This window comes from Methylomonas sp. Uni0009 (assembly GCF_054188105.3).
Genome location: NZ_JBTAFN010000001.1, coordinates 926,398 through 944,475, shown reverse-complemented (window position 1 = coordinate 944,475; position 18,078 = coordinate 926,398). Strand labels below are relative to the sequence as shown.

Here is an 18,078-nt window from a genome sequence, read left to right as displayed (position 1 = left end):
GTTGCTTGCCATCGTTGGGCCGAGCGCCGGGGCCGAATTACGGATATTCTCTCTTCCTCATGGTTTTTGCCACTCTACAACAATATCCGCTGTTTCTGATCAGCGTCGTTTGCGTGCTGGGCCTTCTGGTCGGCAGCTTCCTAAACGTGGTTATCTACCGTTTGCCGGTGATGATGCAGACGGGTTGGCGGCGCGAATGCCGGGAATATTTGCAGCTCCCACAGGATGAAGCAAGCGAAGTGTTCAACCTGATGTTGCCGGCCTCGCATTGCCCGTCGTGCAAAACCGAAATCAAAGCCTATCAAAACATTCCGGTCATCAGTTACCTGTTGTTGGGCGGCAAATGCGCACATTGCGGGGTGAAAATCGCCATCCGTTACCCGCTTATCGAAGCGTTTACCGGTTTATGTTCTGCTGTGGTGGCTTGGCATTTCGGTTACGGTTGGGCTTTAGCGTTTGCATTACCTTTGACCTGGTGTTTGATCGCATTGAGTTTTATCGACATCGATCAGCAATTATTACCGGACTCGATCACGCTGCCGATGCTGTGGCTGGGCCTGTTGTTAAGCCTGTTTGATATATACACGAATAGCCACGACGCGATCATCGGCGCGGTGGCTGGCTATTTGAGCCTGTGGAGCGTTTATCAACTTTTTAAATTGCTGACCGGCAAGGAAGGGATGGGCTACGGCGATTTCAAACTGCTGGCACTATTCGGGGCCTGGCTGGGCTGGCAATATCTGCCGTTGATCATTCTTCTGTCATCTTTGGTGGGTGCGGTCATCGGTATCGCGATGATCGTGTTCGGCAAACGCGATGCCGGCAAACCGATACCCTTCGGGCCTTATCTGGCCATGGCCGGCTGGTTGGCAATGTTGTTCGGACCGGAGCTGAATGCCTTATATCTGCATACTGCCGGTTTGTAGGCGATGCTGAAGATTGGTCTGACGGGCGGCATAGGCAGCGGTAAATCCACGGTTTGCCGGTTGTTTGCCGAATTTGGCGTTCCTATTGTTGATGCAGATCTGATTGCCCGACAGTTGGTCGAGCCGGGAGAAGCTGCTCTGTCGCTGATCGCCAGGTCTTTTGGGCAACAGATGCTTAACCAGGACGGTAGCTTGAATCGCGCCAGACTGCGCGATGCGGTATTCACTGATAGGGACAAAAAGCGTGAATTGGATGGCATCATGCATCCCTTGGTGTACGGGAAGATCGCGGAGGATGTCCGCGAGTTAACGGCCGACTATTGCATAATTGCCGTGCCACTGCTGCTGGAGTCGAAAAATCCTTATGTCGTGGATCGGGTTTTATTGATCGATTGCCCGGTGGATTTGCAAATAGCCCGGGTTACCGCGCGCGATAAACTTGCTCGCCAGCAAGTGCAAGCCATCATCGACAGCCAAATGTCGCGGCCAGAACGTTTAAGCAAAGCGGACGATGTCATCGAGAATATCGCCGGCCCGGAGCAACTTGCAGAACAGGTTAAAAGACTGCACAATTCCTACACTTTATTAGCCACCGTCAGGACACAATCGGCTTGAATACACAAACTATCTACGAATTCCCTCTCAATGAACGAATTCGGGTGTTTATGCGCTTGGAGCAACTCTTTCAACAGCTCAGTCACTTCATGTTGGGCGCTTCGGTCTTCGATAAACGCGCCGCCATTTCGGTTTTACTCGACATCTTGATGATCTTCAGCCGCAGCGACTTGAAATCCGAGTTGATCAAAGAGCTGGATAGGCACACCAAAGTATTGAATCAACTGGCGCATAGCTATGGCGTTGATGATGAGAAATTGCAGGAAATACTGCTCGAGCTGAATCAAGCCAGCCGTAATTTGTATAGCGCCAACGGCAAAATTGGCATCAGCGTGATGGAAAGCGATTTGTTTCAAAGTATCTCGCAGCGCAACTCCATCCCCGGCGGCAGCTGTTCCTTCGATTTGCCGGCTTTTCATTACTGGCTGGAGCAACACGAAGCCGAGCAGCAAAAAGACCTGGAACGCTGGACTCAACCGTTCGTGGATATTCGGGTAGCGATTGATTTGATCCTGGGTTTTATTCGGCAAAGCAGCGTGCCCACCCAGGAACTTGCCAAGGCCGGATTTTTCCAATTGGCGCTGGACAATAAAAACCATCCGGTGCAATTGCTTCGAGTTGGCTTAGCGGCTGACACCCCGTGTTTTGCCGAAATCAGCGGTGGCAAGCATCGGTTCAGCATCCGGTTTATGAATCCATCGGTTGACGAAAACCGGCCCAGCCAGACGTTGGACGATATTGAATTTTCTTTGACCCGCTGCATGTTCTGATGACCGCGAATACCCCGACTATGGTGGCATGTCCCACTTGTCGCAAGCCGGTAGCCTGGATAGCCGCCGAACCATTCAAGCCGTTCTGTTCCGAACGTTGCAAATTGATCGATTTGGGCGATTGGGCTACCGAAGCCCATAAAATCCCCGGTCCGCCACTGCTTGACGAAGACGGCGAAAATTCGGATTTCGAATCCTACTAAGCCGGGTTTTATCCTGCTAATCTGCCGCTAAAAAGGTGCTGATGCCGGCTATGCCCTGAGCGCCGGCGGCAAGGGCTCGGTTCAGGTGGTGCCTCCCCAAACCACCCAAGGCAAACACCGGTAAATTGATGTGCTCGAGCAATTCGGTGAAAGTCTGCCAGCCTAGCGGCGTGGCGTCCGGATGGGATGCGGTCGCTTGGATGGGCGCTAAAACCGCAAAGTCCAGGCCCAGCGCTGCCGCGTGTTGTAGTTCCTCAAGGTTATGACACGATGCCGCTACCCAGCGATAGCCGTTTGGCCGTTCATGACAAGCCAGCAAGGTGCGGCTGCTCAGGTGCAGGCCTTGCGCATTAACCGTATCGACAGGCAAATCGGCGTTGACCAGCAAGCTAACCTGTTGCTGCCGGCAAAGCTGAGAAACCTGCTCGAAGACAGTTTGCAAATCGGCAATAGGTAAAGACTTGACGCGAAATTGCAGCAGCTTGACACCGTTTGCCAAAATCCGCCGGCAATTGTCTAGCGCTTCCGTCGCGCTGCGGCCTTCCAGGATGGCGTAATAATGCGGAAGTTGCGCGGCGGCGATGATGGGGGTGTTGGCGGCCGGAAAGGTAAACTCCTTTAGTTGCTCGGCATCAATCCAGCGCATCGCCTGACCTTCGCAGCCTCTGGCTTGGCCGGCAAAGGCGCTGACATTCCAAACATCCAGCAACACATGCCTGTCGCCATAATCGTGGTTGATTTTGATCAGCGGTGTTGCGGTTTCTACCTGAATACCAACTTCTTCCGCCAGCTCACGGGCTAGTGCTTGCTGTACCGGTTCATCTGTTTCCAGTTTGCCGCCTGGAAATTCCCACAAGCCGCCTTGATGCGCGTGTTTGGCGCGTTGGGTAATCAAAATCCTGCCGTCGCCGTCGCGGATTACGCCGACCGCAACATGCAGACGCTGATTATTGCTTGACATACTTTTAGCCGCTTAGGTACGGTATTCGGCGTTGATTTTCACGTAATCGTAGGAAAAATCGCAGGTCAACACTTCCTCGCTAGCTGTGCCTCGTCCCAGTCTGACCGTGACGACGATTTCCTCCTGATTCATCACGCGCTGACCATCCTGTTCGGTGTACGAGCGGGCTCTGCCGCCGTTTTCGACGATGCACACCGTACCCAGATAAATTTCGATTTTATCCAAGTCCATGTTTTCGACACCGGCCCGGCCGACCGCTGCCAGAATCCGTCCCCAGTTCGGGTCGCTGGCGAAGAAGGCGGTTTTTACCAACGGAGAATGGGCGATGGTTTTAGCGACTTGCACCGCCTCGGCGCTATCGCGGGCTTGCTCGACGACGATGCGCATCAGCTTGGTCGCACCTTCTCCGTCGCGAATAATCAGCTCCGCCAGGCGTTTGCAAATCGCCATCACGGCCTCGGCGAAGGTTGCATATTCCGCGCTGTCGGCCAGAATTTCCGGTGCCGAGCTACTACCGCTGGCCAGCAATACGCAGGCGTCGTTAGTCGAGGTATCACCATCCACGGTAATCCGATTAAAGGATTTTTCCGCCGCCGCGCTCAGACACTGTTGCAACAGCGATTGCTCGATACGGGCATCGCTAGCCACAAAACCCAGCATGGTAGCCATATTGGGTTGAATCATGCCGGCACCCTTGGAAATCCCGGTAATCGTCACCGGATGGCCGGCGATATTGATGATGATCGAAGCGCCCTTGGGGAAGGTGTCGGTGGTCATAATCGCGCGCGCGGCTTTATCCCAATGTGCTTCAGACAAGTTTGCGACAGCGCTCGGCAATGCCGCCGTGAGTTTTTCCACCGGCAGCGGTTCGCCGATGACGCCAGTGGAGAACGGCAACACCTGTTGTGCCAAGGCCTCCACTTCGCCGGCCAGATTGGCGCAGCAGGCGAAGGCATCTTGCAGGCCTTGCTTACCGGTCCCGGCATTGGCGTTGCCGGAATTGACCAGCAACCAGCGCGGGTTTTGCGATAAATGGGCTTTGGCGATATGTACCGGCGCCGCGCAAAAGGCATTTTGGGTAAACACCGCCGCGCAACTGCCGCCCTCCGCCATTTCGATGACTAAAATATCGTCGCGGACAGTTTGCTTGATGCCGGCATTGCAGGTGCCGAGTTTGATGCCCTTTACGGCATGCATGGTGGGGAAGTCGATTTGTCCTACTGCCATTGTTGTAACCTGTTAATACTAATTAGCTGTTCTATTTTGTGTCGCTGTCGCGACGGGTTGATTTGATGTCGGGTCTCGGCCCGACAGCCGAGGTACTTTTCTTTGCTTGTCCAAAGAAAAGTACCCAAAAGAAAAGACACCCAGACGCCGCTTATTACCTGCGCTCCGAAGCTTTTGAACGGGGTTGCCGAAAGGGGCTTCCTGCCCCTTCGGCAACGCGATGCATCCCTGCATCGCCCCTACGGGCTATACCGTCCAAAAGCTCCGGTGCTCGGCGCGGCATACGGGAAAAAACCATCCCGTAAATCAGATGCGCTTGGTGCTATCAACCTTAATGCGACGTTCAAATGTAGGGTGGGCAACGCTTTTCTGCCCACCTTGTTGAGTCGATAGCTATAAATTCGCGTGGGCACAAACAGCCGTGCCCACCCTACAGGGCTTTAAGTTCAACAAGATAAGTAATGCGTACCTATTCGGCGTTCTCTTTGAAATATTGCTTTGTGTCATAAGAGAAATCGACAAACTCCTTCAGAGTTTCAAATGCTTCTTTACCGAAGTAGGCTAAAGGCGGGTTTATAACAGAGAATTTCGATTGCTTTCTTCGTATATCATCTCTGTCAATGTTTTCATCGCCATAAAAGAAGTTATCCCAAACAAGATAACTATAGGCAATAGGCTTTTCTTTAACAATTTTTTCCAAAAGCCCTCCCGATAGGCGGTACTCTTTTGGGTTTTTCTCTAAGTCTGCCGACTCAATTTTTCGAAGGTTATATCCTTCATAAGCACTTTCGTCGTAGCAATACCTACGAATATACCAAACAACCTCATCAAGGCAGTCAAGAGCGCATTCTTTTAAACATGCCGCTCCTTCAAAATAACGGTTTTCGCCAAACTCATTTATGTAACCAATAAACGACTTTGCCTTTTTGGAAAGTCGTAAATCAAGCCCTTCGATTGCAATTGCCGCGTCCAGCAAACGGACAATGTCATGTTTGAAACCCTTCGCAGGTCTTCGTTTGAAAAGTAAAAGAGCTTTTAGGTATTTTTCTATTGAATGCAGGCTCGACCATAAAAATGGTTCAATTAATCCTGCCTTATAACTCATTCTTGCGGCAATATAATCCTCGTCAGCAGTATATCGTAATGACCGTTCTGCGTAGTCGTTGATTAAATCCTGATCCTCCATCATTTTATTGCATCCACTATTTCGGTTTAATAAGTTATTAAATGGTTTCTGTATATCATCCGTATCCGCAAATAAACTATTTCTTTATATCGCGACGGTTTTAATCCCGTATGCCGCGCCGAGCACCGGGGCTTTCGGCGGGAATAGCCCGCAGGGGTGCGGCATGGATGCCGCACATCGACAGAGGGGCAGGAAGCCCCTTCTGTCGATCCCCGTCGAAAGCTACGGAGCGCAGGGAAAAAACGGCATCCGGGTGGCTTTTCTTTTGGTGACTTTTCTTTGGCCAAACAAAGAAAAGTCACTCGGCCGTCGGGCCGACAAATCGGCAGGATAGCCGATTTGCATGCGTTAGCACCCGAAGGGCGAAAAACAAGGACGTTTTTCGTGAAACCGACATCAAATCAACCCGTCGCGACAGCGACACAACCAACCAACCAACCAAACAACTTAGCCCACTTCCAAAACAATCACATACTCACCATCGGCAACTCGTGTATCCAAAACCCGATGCCCATTAATCCGACACCAAGCCGGAATATCCTGCATCACCCCAGGATCGGTACATTCAACAGTCAGCACGTCACCTGTCACCAGGGTTTTTACCTTGTCCTGCGTGCGGATCACCGGCAAAGGGCAGAGCAGCCGGCGGGCGTTCAAAACATGGCCACTCATACGAACCACTCCTGCGGAATTTCGTCGGCGAGCAAAGGTTTAACGAACACATTGCGCTCGTTGCCTTCCCGGTCGCGGATGGTCACTTCCACTTGCTCGGCTTCGCGGCCCTGGCCATAGCGTGCGGTAATCTGCGCGGCTTGCAGCAAATCGTCTTCACTGGGCGTGCCGTCGATTAAGGCCAGTGGGCCGCGATGGCTGGCGCAGTTCATGCTGATAAACTCTTTTTTATAACCGCTCATGAAGCGGGCTTCACCGTCTTCGCGCGCTATGATGACTTTGAAATGTGGTTTGGGGCGGATATGCCGGCCCACTTTCAGCAGCATCACATCGTCCAGATCGTAATCGCGTTCGCCGCGCGCTTTCCATAGATCAACCAACTTCAACGAATAGGCTTCGTCGGTCAAGAAACAGCAGCCGCCGGCGGGTTGGGCGTAGTCGGTAAAGCCGTATTCTTTCGCCAAGGTCATTTGCGGTTTGCGTGACCGACCGCTAAAACCGAACATTTTTTCACGGCTGATCCAGCCTTCGCGTTCCGGCAAGGTGGCGGGTAAATTTTGCGCGGATAAGGGGCGGACCAGTAAATCGTCGGCACCGGACTGGGCCGCGACGATGGGCATGGTTTGCTTGCGCTGCGACATTGGCCGTTGGCCGACCACTTCGCCGGTGATGATAAAATCAAAGCCGTTTTCCACCATCCACTGTTTGGCCTTGTTGACCATGAAAATCTTGCAATCCAGGCAGGGATTCAGGTTGGCGCCGTAACCGTGTTTTGGGTTTAGAAGGACGTTTTTGTATTCTTCGATAACATCGATGATATGCAGTTTGATACCCAACTGCTCGGCCACCCACAGCGAGTTGTTGCGCTTGACCTTGTCGGCGTCTTGCTTACGTATCGCATGCGTGTGGCCTTCCACGCAAAAGCCGGTGAAAAAATTGATGCCCTCGACGTGGATACCTTGCTCAAGGATGGCTTGGGTAGCCAGCATGGAGTCCAGGCCGCCGGAAATCAGCGCCACCGCTTTTCTTTGTTGACTCATAACTCAGATGTCTAGCAGGAAAAACGCCGCATTATACTGTGGATTTCAGCAATATGCGGCTGTCAGCAACGAGGGCAAACAATTAATTGGGCAACTTTCGGCTGGAAAATCCACCAAAAAATCAGGGGTTTGCCTTGGTGGGTCGGTGATTCGCCGGCCGCTGACGGCCGGCGAAGCGATGGCTTTAAATTCTAAAATGGCCAACCGTCTGCCGTAATTGATTGGCCAGCTCAAGCAACTCATGGCAGGCATCGGCGGTATGTTTGGCGCCGCTGGAGGTTTCTTGGGACACATGGCTGATATTGCTGACATTACGGTTAATTTCTTCCGCGACCGCTGTCTGTTGCTCTGCGGCGGTGGCGATCTGATTATTCATGTCGTTGATGGTAAATATTCTCTCGCTGATGGTATTGATCGAATCACCTGCCGAAGCGGCTTGCTCAACACTGGAGGCGGCGCGTTTTCTGCCGTTTTCCATCACCGAAACCGCTTGTTTCGCCCGGCCTTGCAACCTTTCTATGGTTTGGCGGATTTCCAGCGTCGAGTTTTGCGTGCGGCTGGCCAAAGTTCTGACTTCATCCGCCACCACTGCAAAGCCGCGGCCTTGCTCGCCGGCGCGGGCGGCTTCAATCGCCGCATTCAACGCCAATAAATTGGTTTGCTCGGCGATGCCCTGAATCACGCTTAATACTTCGCCTATGCTGTTGCTGTCGGTTTCCAGATCGTGAATCACATTGGCGGCATTTTCCACTTCGGTGGCTAATTCGTTAATACCGCCAACTGCTTGCGTGACGATATTTTTGCCTGACGTCGCTTCCCGGTCCGCATTTTCGGCGGCTTCGGATGCTTTAACCGCGTTTTTGGCAACCTCTTGTACAGTCGATGTCATTTGTTTCATTGCATTGGCCACCAGCGTGGTTTCTTGCAATTGCCGCTCTACGCCTTGTTGGGTGGATTGGGTGATGGTTGCCAGTTTGTTGGCTGCCTGCGCCAGCCGGTCGCTGGTCACGCTGATTTCTTCAACGGTTTTGGCGATTTTCTTCACGAAGGCATTAAAACTGGAAGCCACCCAGGCAAACTCGGATTTACCCGACGCGCTGAGCCTGGCGCGCAAATCGCCGTCTCCGCTGCAAATGGCTTGCAGGTTCAGCGCCAATGCAGTCAGTGGGCCGATGATGATTTTACTCATCACCAGATAACCGGTGATACCGATGATTAAAAGCGTCAAACCCAAAAAGCCGACAGCGTAAAACACGGTTTGCTTCAACTCGCTAAAGGCGTTGCTAAAGGGAGTGATGATTTCGAATGCGCCGTGCAAGTCGCCAGTCCGGCGGTTTTCCATGGCATAACCGAGTAAATCCTGGCCCTTGCCGTTGCCCCATAAGGCTTGCGAGGTTTGCGGGTCGCCGTGACAAAGCTCGCATTGTTTGGTCATTTTCACCGGTCTGAAATAGCGAATTTCTTGTTTCTCTTCGTCGACCATGCTGTATTCGCTTAGCGCCGGGTCTTTTTTGAATTTGTCCAAAACCTGTTGTTCCAGTTGGTCCGGCATGTTTCTGGGCGGATTGCGCGGATTCAGTGCCGGCGCTTTAAAACGAAAACCGCCTTCCTTGGCTTTGGCTTCTATCACGTCCCAGGCATTGGCGGTGGGGACGGTCGCGATAATCAACGACCGGCGGCTGGCTTCATCCTTGCCTTGCACCAACTGCCGGAGGTACTCCGGCGAGTAAAGGCCGCTTTCCCAATTTTTGGCTACATTGTCGCGAATCGATTCGGAAAGCAGCAGCAATTGCCGGGACGATTCAATCTTGCGGTCTATCAGTTTTTGTTTTTCGATGTTGGCAAACATCAACAACAAGCCCAAGCTCAGGACGAAGAGTATGCCCGTGGTTATTGCTACCACTTTGACTCCCACCGAATGCCAGTTCATTAAGAACATAAGATTTCCCCCGTTAAATTTATTGTTATAAGAGTGAGTGAAACGGCAGATGGATGATCAAACATGCCATGTCGCCAAGTCGTGTAGAAAATCAATGAGGGCTTAAAATGACGGCCATTTAGCTGCCGTTGCGGATGTTTTCCGGTCGAATCGCCCGGTTCAAGCTGTGTATTACACGTTCGAATTCAGGTAAGGGCATGGGTTTGCCGAACAGGTAGCCTTGAAAGGCATCGCAGCCTATACGCTCCAGGCAGATGCGTTGATCCTGGGTTTCCACCCCTTCCGCAATCACATTCAGGCCCAGGTTGTGGCCCATGCCGATAATGGTTTGGGCAATGACCGCATCGTTAGGATCAACGATAAGGTCGCGCACAAAGCTTTGATCGATTTTGAGTTGGCTAAGCGGCAACTTCTTTAGATAACTCAGTGAGGAATATCCGGTGCCGAAGTCGTCCATCGAAAAACGTACGCCCAATGATTTCAGCGTTTGCATTTTTTCGATGGCATCTTCGACATCGTGCAATACCATGCTTTCGGTCAATTCCAGTTTGAGTTTTGCCGAGTTGGCGCCCGAGTTGTTAAGAATTCGGCAGATCGATTCGACGAAATCGGCTTGACGGAACTGTCTGGCGCTTACATTGACGGCAAGCTGTAAATGCTGGGTGAGCGGATTCTGTTCCCAGGCCTTGAGTTGCTCGCAGGCGCATTGCAACACCCATTCGCCGATGGGCAGAATCAAGCCGGATTCTTCGGCTAGCGGGATAAACTCGGCCGGCGAAATCATGCCTTTTTGCGGATGTTTCCAGCGTAATAGCACTTCTGCGCCAAAAATCTGGGCGTTTTTATCGACCTGGGGTTGGTAATGCAGGCTTAGCTGATCTTGGGCCTGGGCATGGCGTAAATCGAACTCCAGCAGTACGCGCGATTCCAATAAGGCCTGCATCTGTGGATCGAAGAAGCGCAGCGTGTTGCGGCCGGCATCCTTGGCCTGGTACAGCGCCGCGTCGGCGCGCCTCAGCGTGTCGTCGAACGAGTTGTTGTGTTCGTCGAATATGGCAATGCCGATACTGATGGAGCCGAGATGTTCCTTACCGTTTAACAACATGCCGGTATTGATGGCGCACAATATTTTGTGTGCAACGTCTTCGGCATTCGCGGTTGCCTCGGCTTGCGCGCTGCCCAGATTTTCCAGCAGCACGATAAATTCGTCGCCGCCCAGCCGGGCAACGGTATCGCCTTGACGGACGCAGGACTTTAGGCGCGAGGCAATTTCTATTAGTAGCTGATCGCCGATTTGGTGGCCCTGGGTATCGTTAATCGTTTTGAAATTATCGACATCAATCATCAACACCGCGCCATGTTTGCCCACGCAACGGCTATTGTGTAAGGCTTGCTGTAGCCGGTCTTGCAACAGGCGGCGATTGGGCAGGTCGGTGAGCGGGTCGTAATAAGCCAGGCGGTGAATGGCGGCTTGCGCTTCCTTGTGCTGGCTAATGTCGGTAAAGGCCGCCACGTAGTTGCAAGTGTGGCCGTCCGCGCCGGTTACTACGCTGATTGTCAGCCACTTCGGGTACACGTCGCCGTTTTTACGCCTGTCCCACACCTCGCCTTGCCAGAATTTTTCGCGCTTCAGAGCGGCCCACATTTCCCGGTAAAACTCTTGGCCGTGGCGGCCGGATTTTAAAATCGAGGGTTTGTTGCCGATGACTTCGTCCGGCTGATAACCGGTCAGCCGGGTGAAGGCGTTGTTGACGCGCAAGATGATATTATTTTCGTCGGTAATCATGATCCCTTCCTGGGACTCGATAGCGCGCTCGGCGATGCGCAATTGGCTCTCCGCCCAGCGGATGTTGCTGATGTCCCGGCTAATCACCACCATGCCTTTGCGTTGGCCGTTTTCCTGGTAAATCGGCGTTTTGCGTACCTCTATTTCGATCGAGCGGCCCTCGTCGTTGAGAATATGATCTTCGAACATGATCAAGTGTCCGGCCTTCCATACCGCTTCTTCATCCGAAAATAGTTTTATATGCTTGTCCAGTGCGTCCGGCTGTTGATCGGCCAGTTCCAGATAGGTCTTGCCCTGCCAATCCATACCGTCAAATCGGAATAACTGTTGCGCGTGCTCATTGGCGAATAACAAGCGGCCGTCGCCGTCTTTGAACAAAATAGCGTCGGGAATGGCTTCTATCAGGCTGATGAGTTGCTGGCTGAGGGCTTTTAGCTTGCTTTCGCTTTCCTGTAGATCCTGTTGCGCCTGCGTGCGCACGGCAATTTCGGCTGCCAGTTGCCGATTGCTCGGTAGTTTCAATGCATGCGGCACCAACTTGATCAGCAATATTGCCGCTGCCAGGGAGATGGTCGCCGTCAAGGCTTTTATGGCGGTATCCAACCAATACAAGGGTTGCCAGATCAGGAAGATGGACATCAAGTGCGATGCCCCGCAGGCCAGAATAAATGAGCTGAACATCAAATAGATGCCGCGAAATTTCAGGTCTCGGCGCTGTGATACGACATAAGCCAGAATGACGGCAATCGCGAAATAGGCCAGAGCGATTAAGGCATCGGAAATCACATACGACCACAGCAGGCCGGGCGTCCACTTTAGGCAAAACCCGTGCGGCATCAGTCCGCCCGCACTGAAAAAGTCGAAAAATGGTGTTTTCACGCTAATTTTCCAGCACGGTTTGGTCCGGACGTAACCGTGGGCGGGTTTTGCGTATCGGGCAATCCTTGGCTAAACGCGGCTTTGTGCGCTCCTGGCACATGGTGGGTGGTGCGAATGTAGGGGGTGTGTTTGCTGAAGTATTTATCGAATATGCCGGTATCGAAAATCTGATGTACGTCGCCGCCACAGCCTTGCAGATTCAGCTCGACGCCGGCCTGCATCCAATCGCAGATTAGCGAGATGGTGGCGATGCCGCACATATTGAATGTAGGGATATTCTCGAGTGTTATCCTGGCGCCGGCGCGCGTATTGACTTTGGTGTGAGCCTTGCACGACGCCAGTAATTCATGGCATTTTGCAAACTCCAACGTGTTACGGATAGTCACCTCAAACCATTCACCTGTTACCGATACTTGCATAGATGAACCCCGATGCATTCAAAATTCTGGAGCCTGCATCATATTTAAATGTAGAGCGGCTGAATATCAGTTAATCCGAAATTTCAGGCAGGTAAAAATGTAATTTTTTGTAGGCTATTTCCGGCTTATGCGGGCATAGGACTACATGTTCAGGCGGTGTGCATCATAGTAGCGGATCAATTCGGCGTTATTGCTGATGTGCAATTTTTCAAACAGCCGGGCTTTGTATGTACTGACAGTCTTGTTGCTGATTGCCAGGTCCCTGCCGATGTCGTTCAGGCTTTGGCCTTTAGCCAGTAACTGCAAGATTTGAAACTCGCGTTCGGATAGTTTTTCATGCGGTTTGCTTGGCTCGGAGCTCTCGAATTCAAATACCATTTTTTCGGCGAGTTTAGGGTCGATAAATCGGCCGTCACCGGCGACTCGGCGGATGGCTGTCAGTAAGGTTTCCGGGTCGTTATCCTTAGTTAGATAGCCATTCGCACCGGTTTTTAATGCACGCGAGACGATTTGCAATTCGTTGTGCATACTCAAAATCAGGATGGGCAATGCCGGATATTGGCTGCGAATCCGGCTGATCATCTCCACGCCGCCAAGATCGGGCATGGTCAGATCAAGTAGCACCAGATCAACGGCGTTTTCATCGAGAAAACTCAACAGTTGCTGGCTATTTTCGGCTTCGCCGACGACGGTAATATCGGTGGAGAGTGCGAATAGTTGTTTCAGACCGCCCCGCACAATGGCATGGTCGTCGGCAATAATTAATCGGATCATAGTTCTGGTCTTTTAGGGTTAGCCGGGATACGTACCTGGATAGAGGTACCTTGGCCCGGGGCACTGGAAATACTGGTTTCTCCGCCCAACATCAAGGAGCGTTCACGTATGCCGATCAGGCCAAAAGACTTGGTCTTAGTGGGCGCATGGGTGTCGAAACCACGACCATTATCGTCAATTTTCAGGCAATAGTGGTCCTTATCCAAATTGACGGCAATTTTTACCTTGCTGGCTGCCGCATGCCGCAGCACATTGGTCAGCGATTCTTGGGCGATGCGAAAAATCACGATTGCACATTCCTCGTCCATATCGAAATCATCTTCCGGATACAACAGATCGCACTGAATCCCGGATTGTTCCGCGAATTTCCTTACCAGCCACTCCAAAGCCGGCACAATTCCCATTTCTATCGCCGAGGGACGTAGGGAGGTTGCCACGTCGCGGGTAACCTGGATGGTTTGGTCCAGCAATTCCATAATGTTGCGGATTTGTTCGGCCAGCTCCCGGTTGTTGATGGCGAATTTCATGCGCAGCAGCGACATTTCCATGCGCAGGGCAGTCAACATTTGTCCCAGCTCGTCGTGAACTTCACGGGCCATGTGCTTGCGTTCTTCTTCACGGGCCTTTTCCCGACGAGCGGCCAGTTGCCGTAATTGCAAGCGGGACGATTCCAGGTCTTTTTCTATTATTTTCAGTTCGGTGATGTCCTGCGATGTGCCTATGCCGCGCACGAAACTGCCATCCCCGGCAAATACCAGATCGGCGCGTTCCCTCAGCCATTTTATTTTACCGTTCGCCACGATACGGTGTTGGATGTCGTAAGGCGCGCCACGCATGGCCGCTTCCCAGGCGTGGCGCACGTAATGTCGGTCAGCCGGATGGACACATTCCAAGAAGCGCTCGTAGCTTATCGGCGTGCCCAAAGGCATGCCGAAAATGCGGTAATTTTCGTCAGACCATTTCAGAGAATGTTCTCTAAGATTCAAGGACCAACTGCCCAAATGCGCCTGGGCTTGGGCGTGAGCCAGATGTGCTTCGCTTTCGCGCAAGGCATTTTCGATCAACTTAAAATTGCTGACATCTCTGTTAACCCCGACGATTTTTTGCCCGCCGCTCTTGGGATCGCCGGCTATGATCGCTGAAGCCTGAATGAAGCGTAAGGCGCCGTCGCTTTGCCGGCGAATCCTAAATTCCCAATGCTTTTCCTGCTGGTCTCGAATCAGCTTGCGCAGGGTGGCTTCGGTGCGCGGTAAGTCTTCAACCACCACCAAGGCAGACCAGATTTGGTAGTCTATGGGCGTTCCCACAGGAATGCCGAACATTTCGTACATGCGTTCATCCCAATCCCCGACGCCCAACGCCAGATCCCACTCGCAAATACCGATTGCGGCGGCTTTGGTGGCCAAGCTCAAGCGTTCGCTGTAATTGCGGAGTCGCTCCTCCGCGCTGCGGCTTTCGGTTATATCGCGTGCCAGACCGATGGTGCCCAGCACATCGTTTTTATCGTCGACGATGGGGGCTTTGATCGTTTCGGTCCAGGTTTCCCGTCCAGCGTCGAAGGCTCTCTCGGTCAGCGATATTTGTTGCCGAGTCAGCATCACTTCTTTGTCAACCGCGCGGTAATGCTCGGCCAGGCCTTCCGGCCAGATATCGAAATCAGTCACATCGTTTGAATCGTGCAGATGGTCGATGCCCACGGCGTTTAGCCAATGTTTGTTGGCTTGAATATATTTCCCGTTTCTGTCCTTCATCCAGGCCAAGAACGGCAAGCTATCGTACATGGCACGCAGACGGGCTTCCGATTCGCTAACCCGTTTTTGTGCAGACTTCAATGCGGTAATGTCGGTCACCAAGACGAAAAATCCTTTTACTTGCCCTGCTGCGCCATCCGGCAAATAGGCGGATTGGGTATGGCGAACTGCGCCCGCGACATTGACGATGGTGCGCTCAAAATACTGTGGTTCTCCTTTCAGAACGGCATCGATAAACGGCTTATTCAGCGTGTATAGTTCATCGCCGATGACTTCGCGAATATGTTTGCCGAGTAAGTTTTCGGAGGTAAAGCCGAACCATTCCTCATAGGCTTTGTTGCCAAATTTGTTGATAAGATTTTTGTCCCAGTAGCCGATCATCGCCGGCATATGGTTGAGTACGGAACGCAAATTCTGTTGGTGCTCTAAAACTTCGGCCGCCTTCTCCGGGTTATTTGGCAACGAAATATCCGAAAGTATTGTTAGCCATGCCGATATAGTGCCATGCCGGTCCGCTAGACCTCGACCGCTGACGCTGACGCGGACATCGCTGCCGTCTGCGCGTCTTACGGTTAATTCGATAGCTTCCGCCATACCTGGGCCAACGGGCTTGAAACACGGTAAAAGCGCAACGGGAAAAGGCGTGTTGCCGTCAGCGGAAAAAAGGTAATGTTGATTCTGCCAATCGGCTGTTGAGCCAATCCCCAGCAAAAGTTCGGCGGAGCGGTTGACGCAGATGATTTGGTGGGTCGTGTCGAAAACGATGACGGCTTCTTTAATGCTGTCGATGATCCCGTACAGCAAGTCGGTTTCATGGGCAAAATTACTCAAGTTGAGTCGGCGGTTTGGCATCTCGACGAATTAGTAATGGTTTGGGAAGGCAAGCATAAACGAGCTACGACATTTTTCGGCGAAGAAATTAACAGGCATTTTTGGGTAAGCAAGCGAATAGCGTCCCGGCTTCACTTGTGGGCGGATTGGCCTACACTTTGGGCATTATCAATTCGAGAGCCGCCCGCATGGAATTTAAAGACTATCTAAAAATCCTCGTCCAACACGATGGTTCGGACCTTTACCTGACGGCGGGCGCTCCACCGGCGGCCAAGTTCCAAGGCAGCTTAAAACCGTTGGAAAACGTCAAACTTAGCCGTGAGCGCATCAAGGAAATTGCCGACGGCATCATGGACGCCGAGCAACGCGCCGCCTTCGAACAGGTGCCGGAAATGAATCTGGCGATCACCGAAGAAGGAATCGGACGGTTTCGGGTGAATATTTTTAAACAGCGCAATTGCCATGCCTTGGTAATTCGCAACATCAAGGTCGATATTCCCAGTGCCGATGCCTTGGGCTTGCCGCAAATCCTCAAAGATAAAATCATGGAAAAGCGCGGGCTGATTTTGTTTGTTGGCGGCACCGGTTCCGGTAAATCCACGTCCTTGGCGGCCTTGATAGATTATCGCAATAGCAACTCATCCGGGCATATCATTACCATCGAAGATCCTATCGAGTTTGTACATCCGCATAAAAAATCCTTGGTCAATCAACGCGAAGTGGGTGTCGATACCCTCAGTTATGAGGATGCATTGAAAAACACTCTGCGGCAGGCGCCGGATGTGATTCTGATTGGCGAAATTCGCAGTCAGGAGACCATGGAACACGCTTTGGCTTTTGCCGAAACCGGGCATCTGTGCTTGTCCACATTACACGCCAATAATGCCAATCAAGCTTTGGACCGAATCATCAATTTTTTCCCGGAAGAGCGCCGTCCGCAGTTATTGATGGACTTGTCCTTGAATCTGCAAGCGTTTATTTCCCAGCGCCTCGTGCCCACCGTGGAAGGTAAGCGGGTGGCGGCTATCGAAATTTTGCTGGGCACGAAATTGGTCAGCGATTTGATCCATAAAGGCGATATTCACGCCATCAAGGAAGCGATGGAAAAATCCGAAAATATCGGCATGCAGACTTTTGACAGTCATTTACTCAAGCTCTATAAAGGCGGCGTGATTACCTTGGAGGAGGCCTTACGCAATTCGGATTCGCCGAACAATTTAAAACTTAAAATCAATTTGAGCGAAGGTTTGGGGTCGGCGACCAAAAAACCCAGTTCGTTGGCCGGCGGTCTTGCTTTGGAAGAAATCACCAAGAAGGAGGGCGATGAGGATAGTGGGGGACATTAAGGAAATTCCAACGAATGTCCCAAACATCTTTGCTTTGTGTTGCCACGAAAGCTGCAAGCCGGTAAGTTCGAAAACTGGATTCCGGTTGTGGGAATGACGGGTCTATCAAGACATAAAAGCCGACGATAGGCCATTTTACCAGCGAGTGGCAATCGATAGATTTCGTCTGGATGGCTTCGAATCCCAATGGAATCAGCTTGTGCACAGATCCTAAAACTGATTTGAACAGGCTAGGATAAGTCTGCGATGCTGAGGATTTTATAAACCTCGTAGGCTGGCTGCTGATAGGGATGGCAAGCCAGCAAGGTTCGCACCACCGTTTTTATCAAATCATCGGCGCAGACCATTTCTATCTTATATTCGGCGACCTGCTCAATTTTACCGATACTGCCCAGATAGGGTTCGCTACCGGTAAGAGGCCGGAATTGGCCCTCTCCCAGCACTTGCCAGGCGCAACTATCATAATCGCCGATACGCCCGGCGCCCTGCTCGAACAACGCTTGTTTCAGCTGTTCGGCATGGCTCACCGGCACATAAAAACTCAGCTTATACATCGTGCTGGGTGCCAGGTGACCATGCCATGCAGCTTATGGTTACGAACATCAGCCGGTAGCCAGTAAAAACACGCCCCACAGCACCACTACCAACGTAATTTCCTCGATCATGTTGATGGCGGCCTGTCGATCCGCCCTGTTCAGCATGGCTGTTTGATTGGCTTTTTGATCGCGCATATGAACGGATTGATGAAGCATA

17 protein-coding genes are annotated in these 18,078 nt (G+C 52.0%); 5 read left to right on the top strand and 12 right to left on the bottom strand.

What is annotated here, in order from left to right; genetic code table 11:
* Positions 1 to 59: 59 nt before the first annotated feature.
* The 4 genes from ACWAU0_RS04415 to yacG are packed head-to-tail and all read left to right on the top strand — an operon-like array spanning position 60 to position 2,514.
* Positions 60 to 926, top strand: a complete 867-nt coding sequence (locus ACWAU0_RS04415; RefSeq protein ID WP_458138426.1) for a prepilin peptidase — start codon at positions 60 to 62, stop codon at positions 924 to 926.
* A 3-nt stretch (positions 927 to 929) separates the two neighbouring features.
* Positions 930 to 1,541: a dephospho-CoA kinase gene (gene coaE / locus ACWAU0_RS04410; RefSeq protein WP_458138425.1), complete on the top strand. Its 612-nt coding sequence runs from the start codon at positions 930 to 932 to the stop codon at positions 1,539 to 1,541.
* A complete protein-coding gene (zapD, locus tag ACWAU0_RS04405; RefSeq protein ID WP_458138424.1) occupies positions 1,538 to 2,311 on the top strand; it encodes a cell division protein ZapD in 774 nt (257 codons plus the stop codon). The genes coaE and zapD overlap by 4 nt, the downstream gene beginning before the upstream one ends.
* On the top strand, positions 2,311 to 2,514 hold the full coding sequence (gene yacG, locus ACWAU0_RS04400; RefSeq protein WP_033155846.1) for a DNA gyrase inhibitor YacG: 204 nt from the start codon (positions 2,311 to 2,313) through the stop codon (positions 2,512 to 2,514). Before zapD ends, yacG begins: the two co-directional genes overlap by 1 nt.
* Before the next feature lie 16 nt (positions 2,515 to 2,530).
* Here the strand turns inward: yacG and ACWAU0_RS04395 are convergent, their stop codons facing one another.
* From ACWAU0_RS04395 to ACWAU0_RS04350, 10 genes are all read right to left on the bottom strand, one after another.
* Positions 2,531 to 3,475, bottom strand: a complete 945-nt coding sequence (locus ACWAU0_RS04395; RefSeq protein WP_458138423.1) for a Nudix family hydrolase — start codon at positions 3,473 to 3,475, stop codon at positions 2,531 to 2,533.
* A gap of 12 nt (positions 3,476 to 3,487) precedes the next feature.
* A complete protein-coding gene (gene argJ, locus ACWAU0_RS04390) occupies positions 3,488 to 4,702 on the bottom strand; it encodes a bifunctional glutamate N-acetyltransferase/amino-acid acetyltransferase ArgJ (protein WP_458138422.1) in 1,215 nt (404 codons plus the stop codon).
* 469 nt (positions 4,703 to 5,171) lie between these two features.
* The gene (locus ACWAU0_RS04385) at positions 5,172 to 5,891 is read right to left on the bottom strand and encodes a HEPN domain-containing protein (RefSeq protein WP_458138421.1); all 720 of its coding nucleotides are present in this window, start codon (positions 5,889 to 5,891) and stop codon (positions 5,172 to 5,174) included.
* 444 nt (positions 5,892 to 6,335) lie between these two features.
* Positions 6,336 to 6,560: a sulfurtransferase TusA family protein gene (locus ACWAU0_RS04380; protein ID WP_458138420.1), complete on the bottom strand. Its 225-nt coding sequence runs from the start codon at positions 6,558 to 6,560 to the stop codon at positions 6,336 to 6,338.
* Complete coding sequence (locus tag ACWAU0_RS04375) at positions 6,557 to 7,600, bottom strand: tRNA (5-methylaminomethyl-2-thiouridylate)-methyltransferase (protein ID WP_458138419.1); 1,044 nt, start codon at positions 7,598 to 7,600, stop codon at positions 6,557 to 6,559. The genes ACWAU0_RS04380 and ACWAU0_RS04375 overlap by 4 nt, the downstream gene beginning before the upstream one ends.
* A 184-nt stretch (positions 7,601 to 7,784) precedes the next feature.
* Positions 7,785 to 9,539 carry a methyl-accepting chemotaxis protein gene (locus ACWAU0_RS04370; RefSeq protein ID WP_415879772.1) on the bottom strand — a complete coding sequence of 585 codons (1,755 nt, stop codon included), beginning with the start codon at positions 9,537 to 9,539 and terminating at the stop codon, positions 7,785 to 7,787.
* A 118-nt stretch (positions 9,540 to 9,657) separates the two neighbouring features.
* Positions 9,658 to 12,204 carry a putative bifunctional diguanylate cyclase/phosphodiesterase gene (locus ACWAU0_RS04365; protein WP_458138418.1) on the bottom strand — a complete coding sequence of 849 codons (2,547 nt, stop codon included), beginning with the start codon at positions 12,202 to 12,204 and terminating at the stop codon, positions 9,658 to 9,660.
* Complete coding sequence (locus ACWAU0_RS04360; RefSeq protein WP_129871332.1) at positions 12,201 to 12,623, bottom strand: hypothetical protein; 423 nt, start codon at positions 12,621 to 12,623, stop codon at positions 12,201 to 12,203. The genes ACWAU0_RS04365 and ACWAU0_RS04360 overlap by 4 nt, the downstream gene beginning before the upstream one ends.
* 141 nt (positions 12,624 to 12,764) lie before the next feature.
* Complete coding sequence (locus tag ACWAU0_RS04355) at positions 12,765 to 13,397, bottom strand: response regulator (protein ID WP_101051991.1); 633 nt, start codon at positions 13,395 to 13,397, stop codon at positions 12,765 to 12,767.
* Positions 13,394 to 16,000 carry a PAS domain-containing sensor histidine kinase gene (locus ACWAU0_RS04350; protein WP_458138417.1) on the bottom strand — a complete coding sequence of 869 codons (2,607 nt, stop codon included), beginning with the start codon at positions 15,998 to 16,000 and terminating at the stop codon, positions 13,394 to 13,396. Before ACWAU0_RS04350 ends, ACWAU0_RS04355 begins: the two co-directional genes overlap by 4 nt.
* A gap of 167 nt (positions 16,001 to 16,167) precedes the next feature.
* On the opposite strand from ACWAU0_RS04350, the gene ACWAU0_RS04345 reads away from it, so the two are divergent.
* Positions 16,168 to 17,325, top strand: coding sequence for a PilT/PilU family type 4a pilus ATPase (locus ACWAU0_RS04345; RefSeq protein WP_205454376.1), 1,158 nt, complete (start codon positions 16,168 to 16,170; stop codon positions 17,323 to 17,325).
* Between the two features lie 230 nt (positions 17,326 to 17,555).
* On the opposite strand, the gene ACWAU0_RS04340 is transcribed toward ACWAU0_RS04345, so the two are convergent.
* Entirely contained in the window at positions 17,556 to 17,879 is a 324-nt protein-coding gene (locus tag ACWAU0_RS04340) for a YqfO family protein (RefSeq protein WP_458138416.1), read from the bottom strand.
* A 48-nt stretch (positions 17,880 to 17,927) separates the two neighbouring features.
* A complete protein-coding gene (locus ACWAU0_RS04335; RefSeq protein WP_165385910.1) occupies positions 17,928 to 18,077 on the bottom strand; it encodes a hypothetical protein in 150 nt (49 codons plus the stop codon).
* Between the last annotated feature and the right edge of the window lies 1 nt (position 18,078).

Coding starts and splice junctions, on each gene's coding strand:
- ACWAU0_RS04380 (WP_458138420.1), bottom strand. CDS start 6,560: ATGAGTGGCCATGTTTTGAACGCCCGCCGGCTGCTCTGCCCTTTGCCG.
- ACWAU0_RS04340 (WP_458138416.1), bottom strand. CDS start 17,879: ATGTATAAGCTGAGTTTTTATGTGCCGGTGAGCCATGCCGAACAGCTG.
- ACWAU0_RS04385 (WP_458138421.1), bottom strand. CDS start 5,891: ATGATGGAGGATCAGGATTTAATCAACGACTACGCAGAACGGTCATTA.
- ACWAU0_RS04415 (WP_458138426.1), top strand. CDS start 60: ATGGTTTTTGCCACTCTACAACAATATCCGCTGTTTCTGATCAGCGTC.
- ACWAU0_RS04375 (WP_458138419.1), bottom strand. CDS start 7,600: ATGAGTCAACAAAGAAAAGCGGTGGCGCTGATTTCCGGCGGCCTGGAC.
- ACWAU0_RS04370 (WP_415879772.1), bottom strand. CDS start 9,539: ATGTTCTTAATGAACTGGCATTCGGTGGGAGTCAAAGTGGTAGCAATA.
- ACWAU0_RS04350 (WP_458138417.1), bottom strand. CDS start 16,000: ATGCCAAACCGCCGACTCAACTTGAGTAATTTTGCCCATGAAACCGAC.
- ACWAU0_RS04345 (WP_205454376.1), top strand. CDS start 16,168: ATGGAATTTAAAGACTATCTAAAAATCCTCGTCCAACACGATGGTTCG.
- argJ (WP_458138422.1), bottom strand. CDS start 4,702: ATGGCAGTAGGACAAATCGACTTCCCCACCATGCATGCCGTAAAGGGC.
- yacG (WP_033155846.1), top strand. CDS start 2,311: ATGACCGCGAATACCCCGACTATGGTGGCATGTCCCACTTGTCGCAAG.
- ACWAU0_RS04395 (WP_458138423.1), bottom strand. CDS start 3,475: ATGTCAAGCAATAATCAGCGTCTGCATGTTGCGGTCGGCGTAATCCGC.
- ACWAU0_RS04355 (WP_101051991.1), bottom strand. CDS start 13,397: ATGATCCGATTAATTATTGCCGACGACCATGCCATTGTGCGGGGCGGT.
- ACWAU0_RS04360 (WP_129871332.1), bottom strand. CDS start 12,623: ATGCAAGTATCGGTAACAGGTGAATGGTTTGAGGTGACTATCCGTAAC.
- ACWAU0_RS04335 (WP_165385910.1), bottom strand. CDS start 18,077: ATGCTTCATCAATCCGTTCATATGCGCGATCAAAAAGCCAATCAAACA.
- coaE (WP_458138425.1), top strand. CDS start 930: ATGCTGAAGATTGGTCTGACGGGCGGCATAGGCAGCGGTAAATCCACG.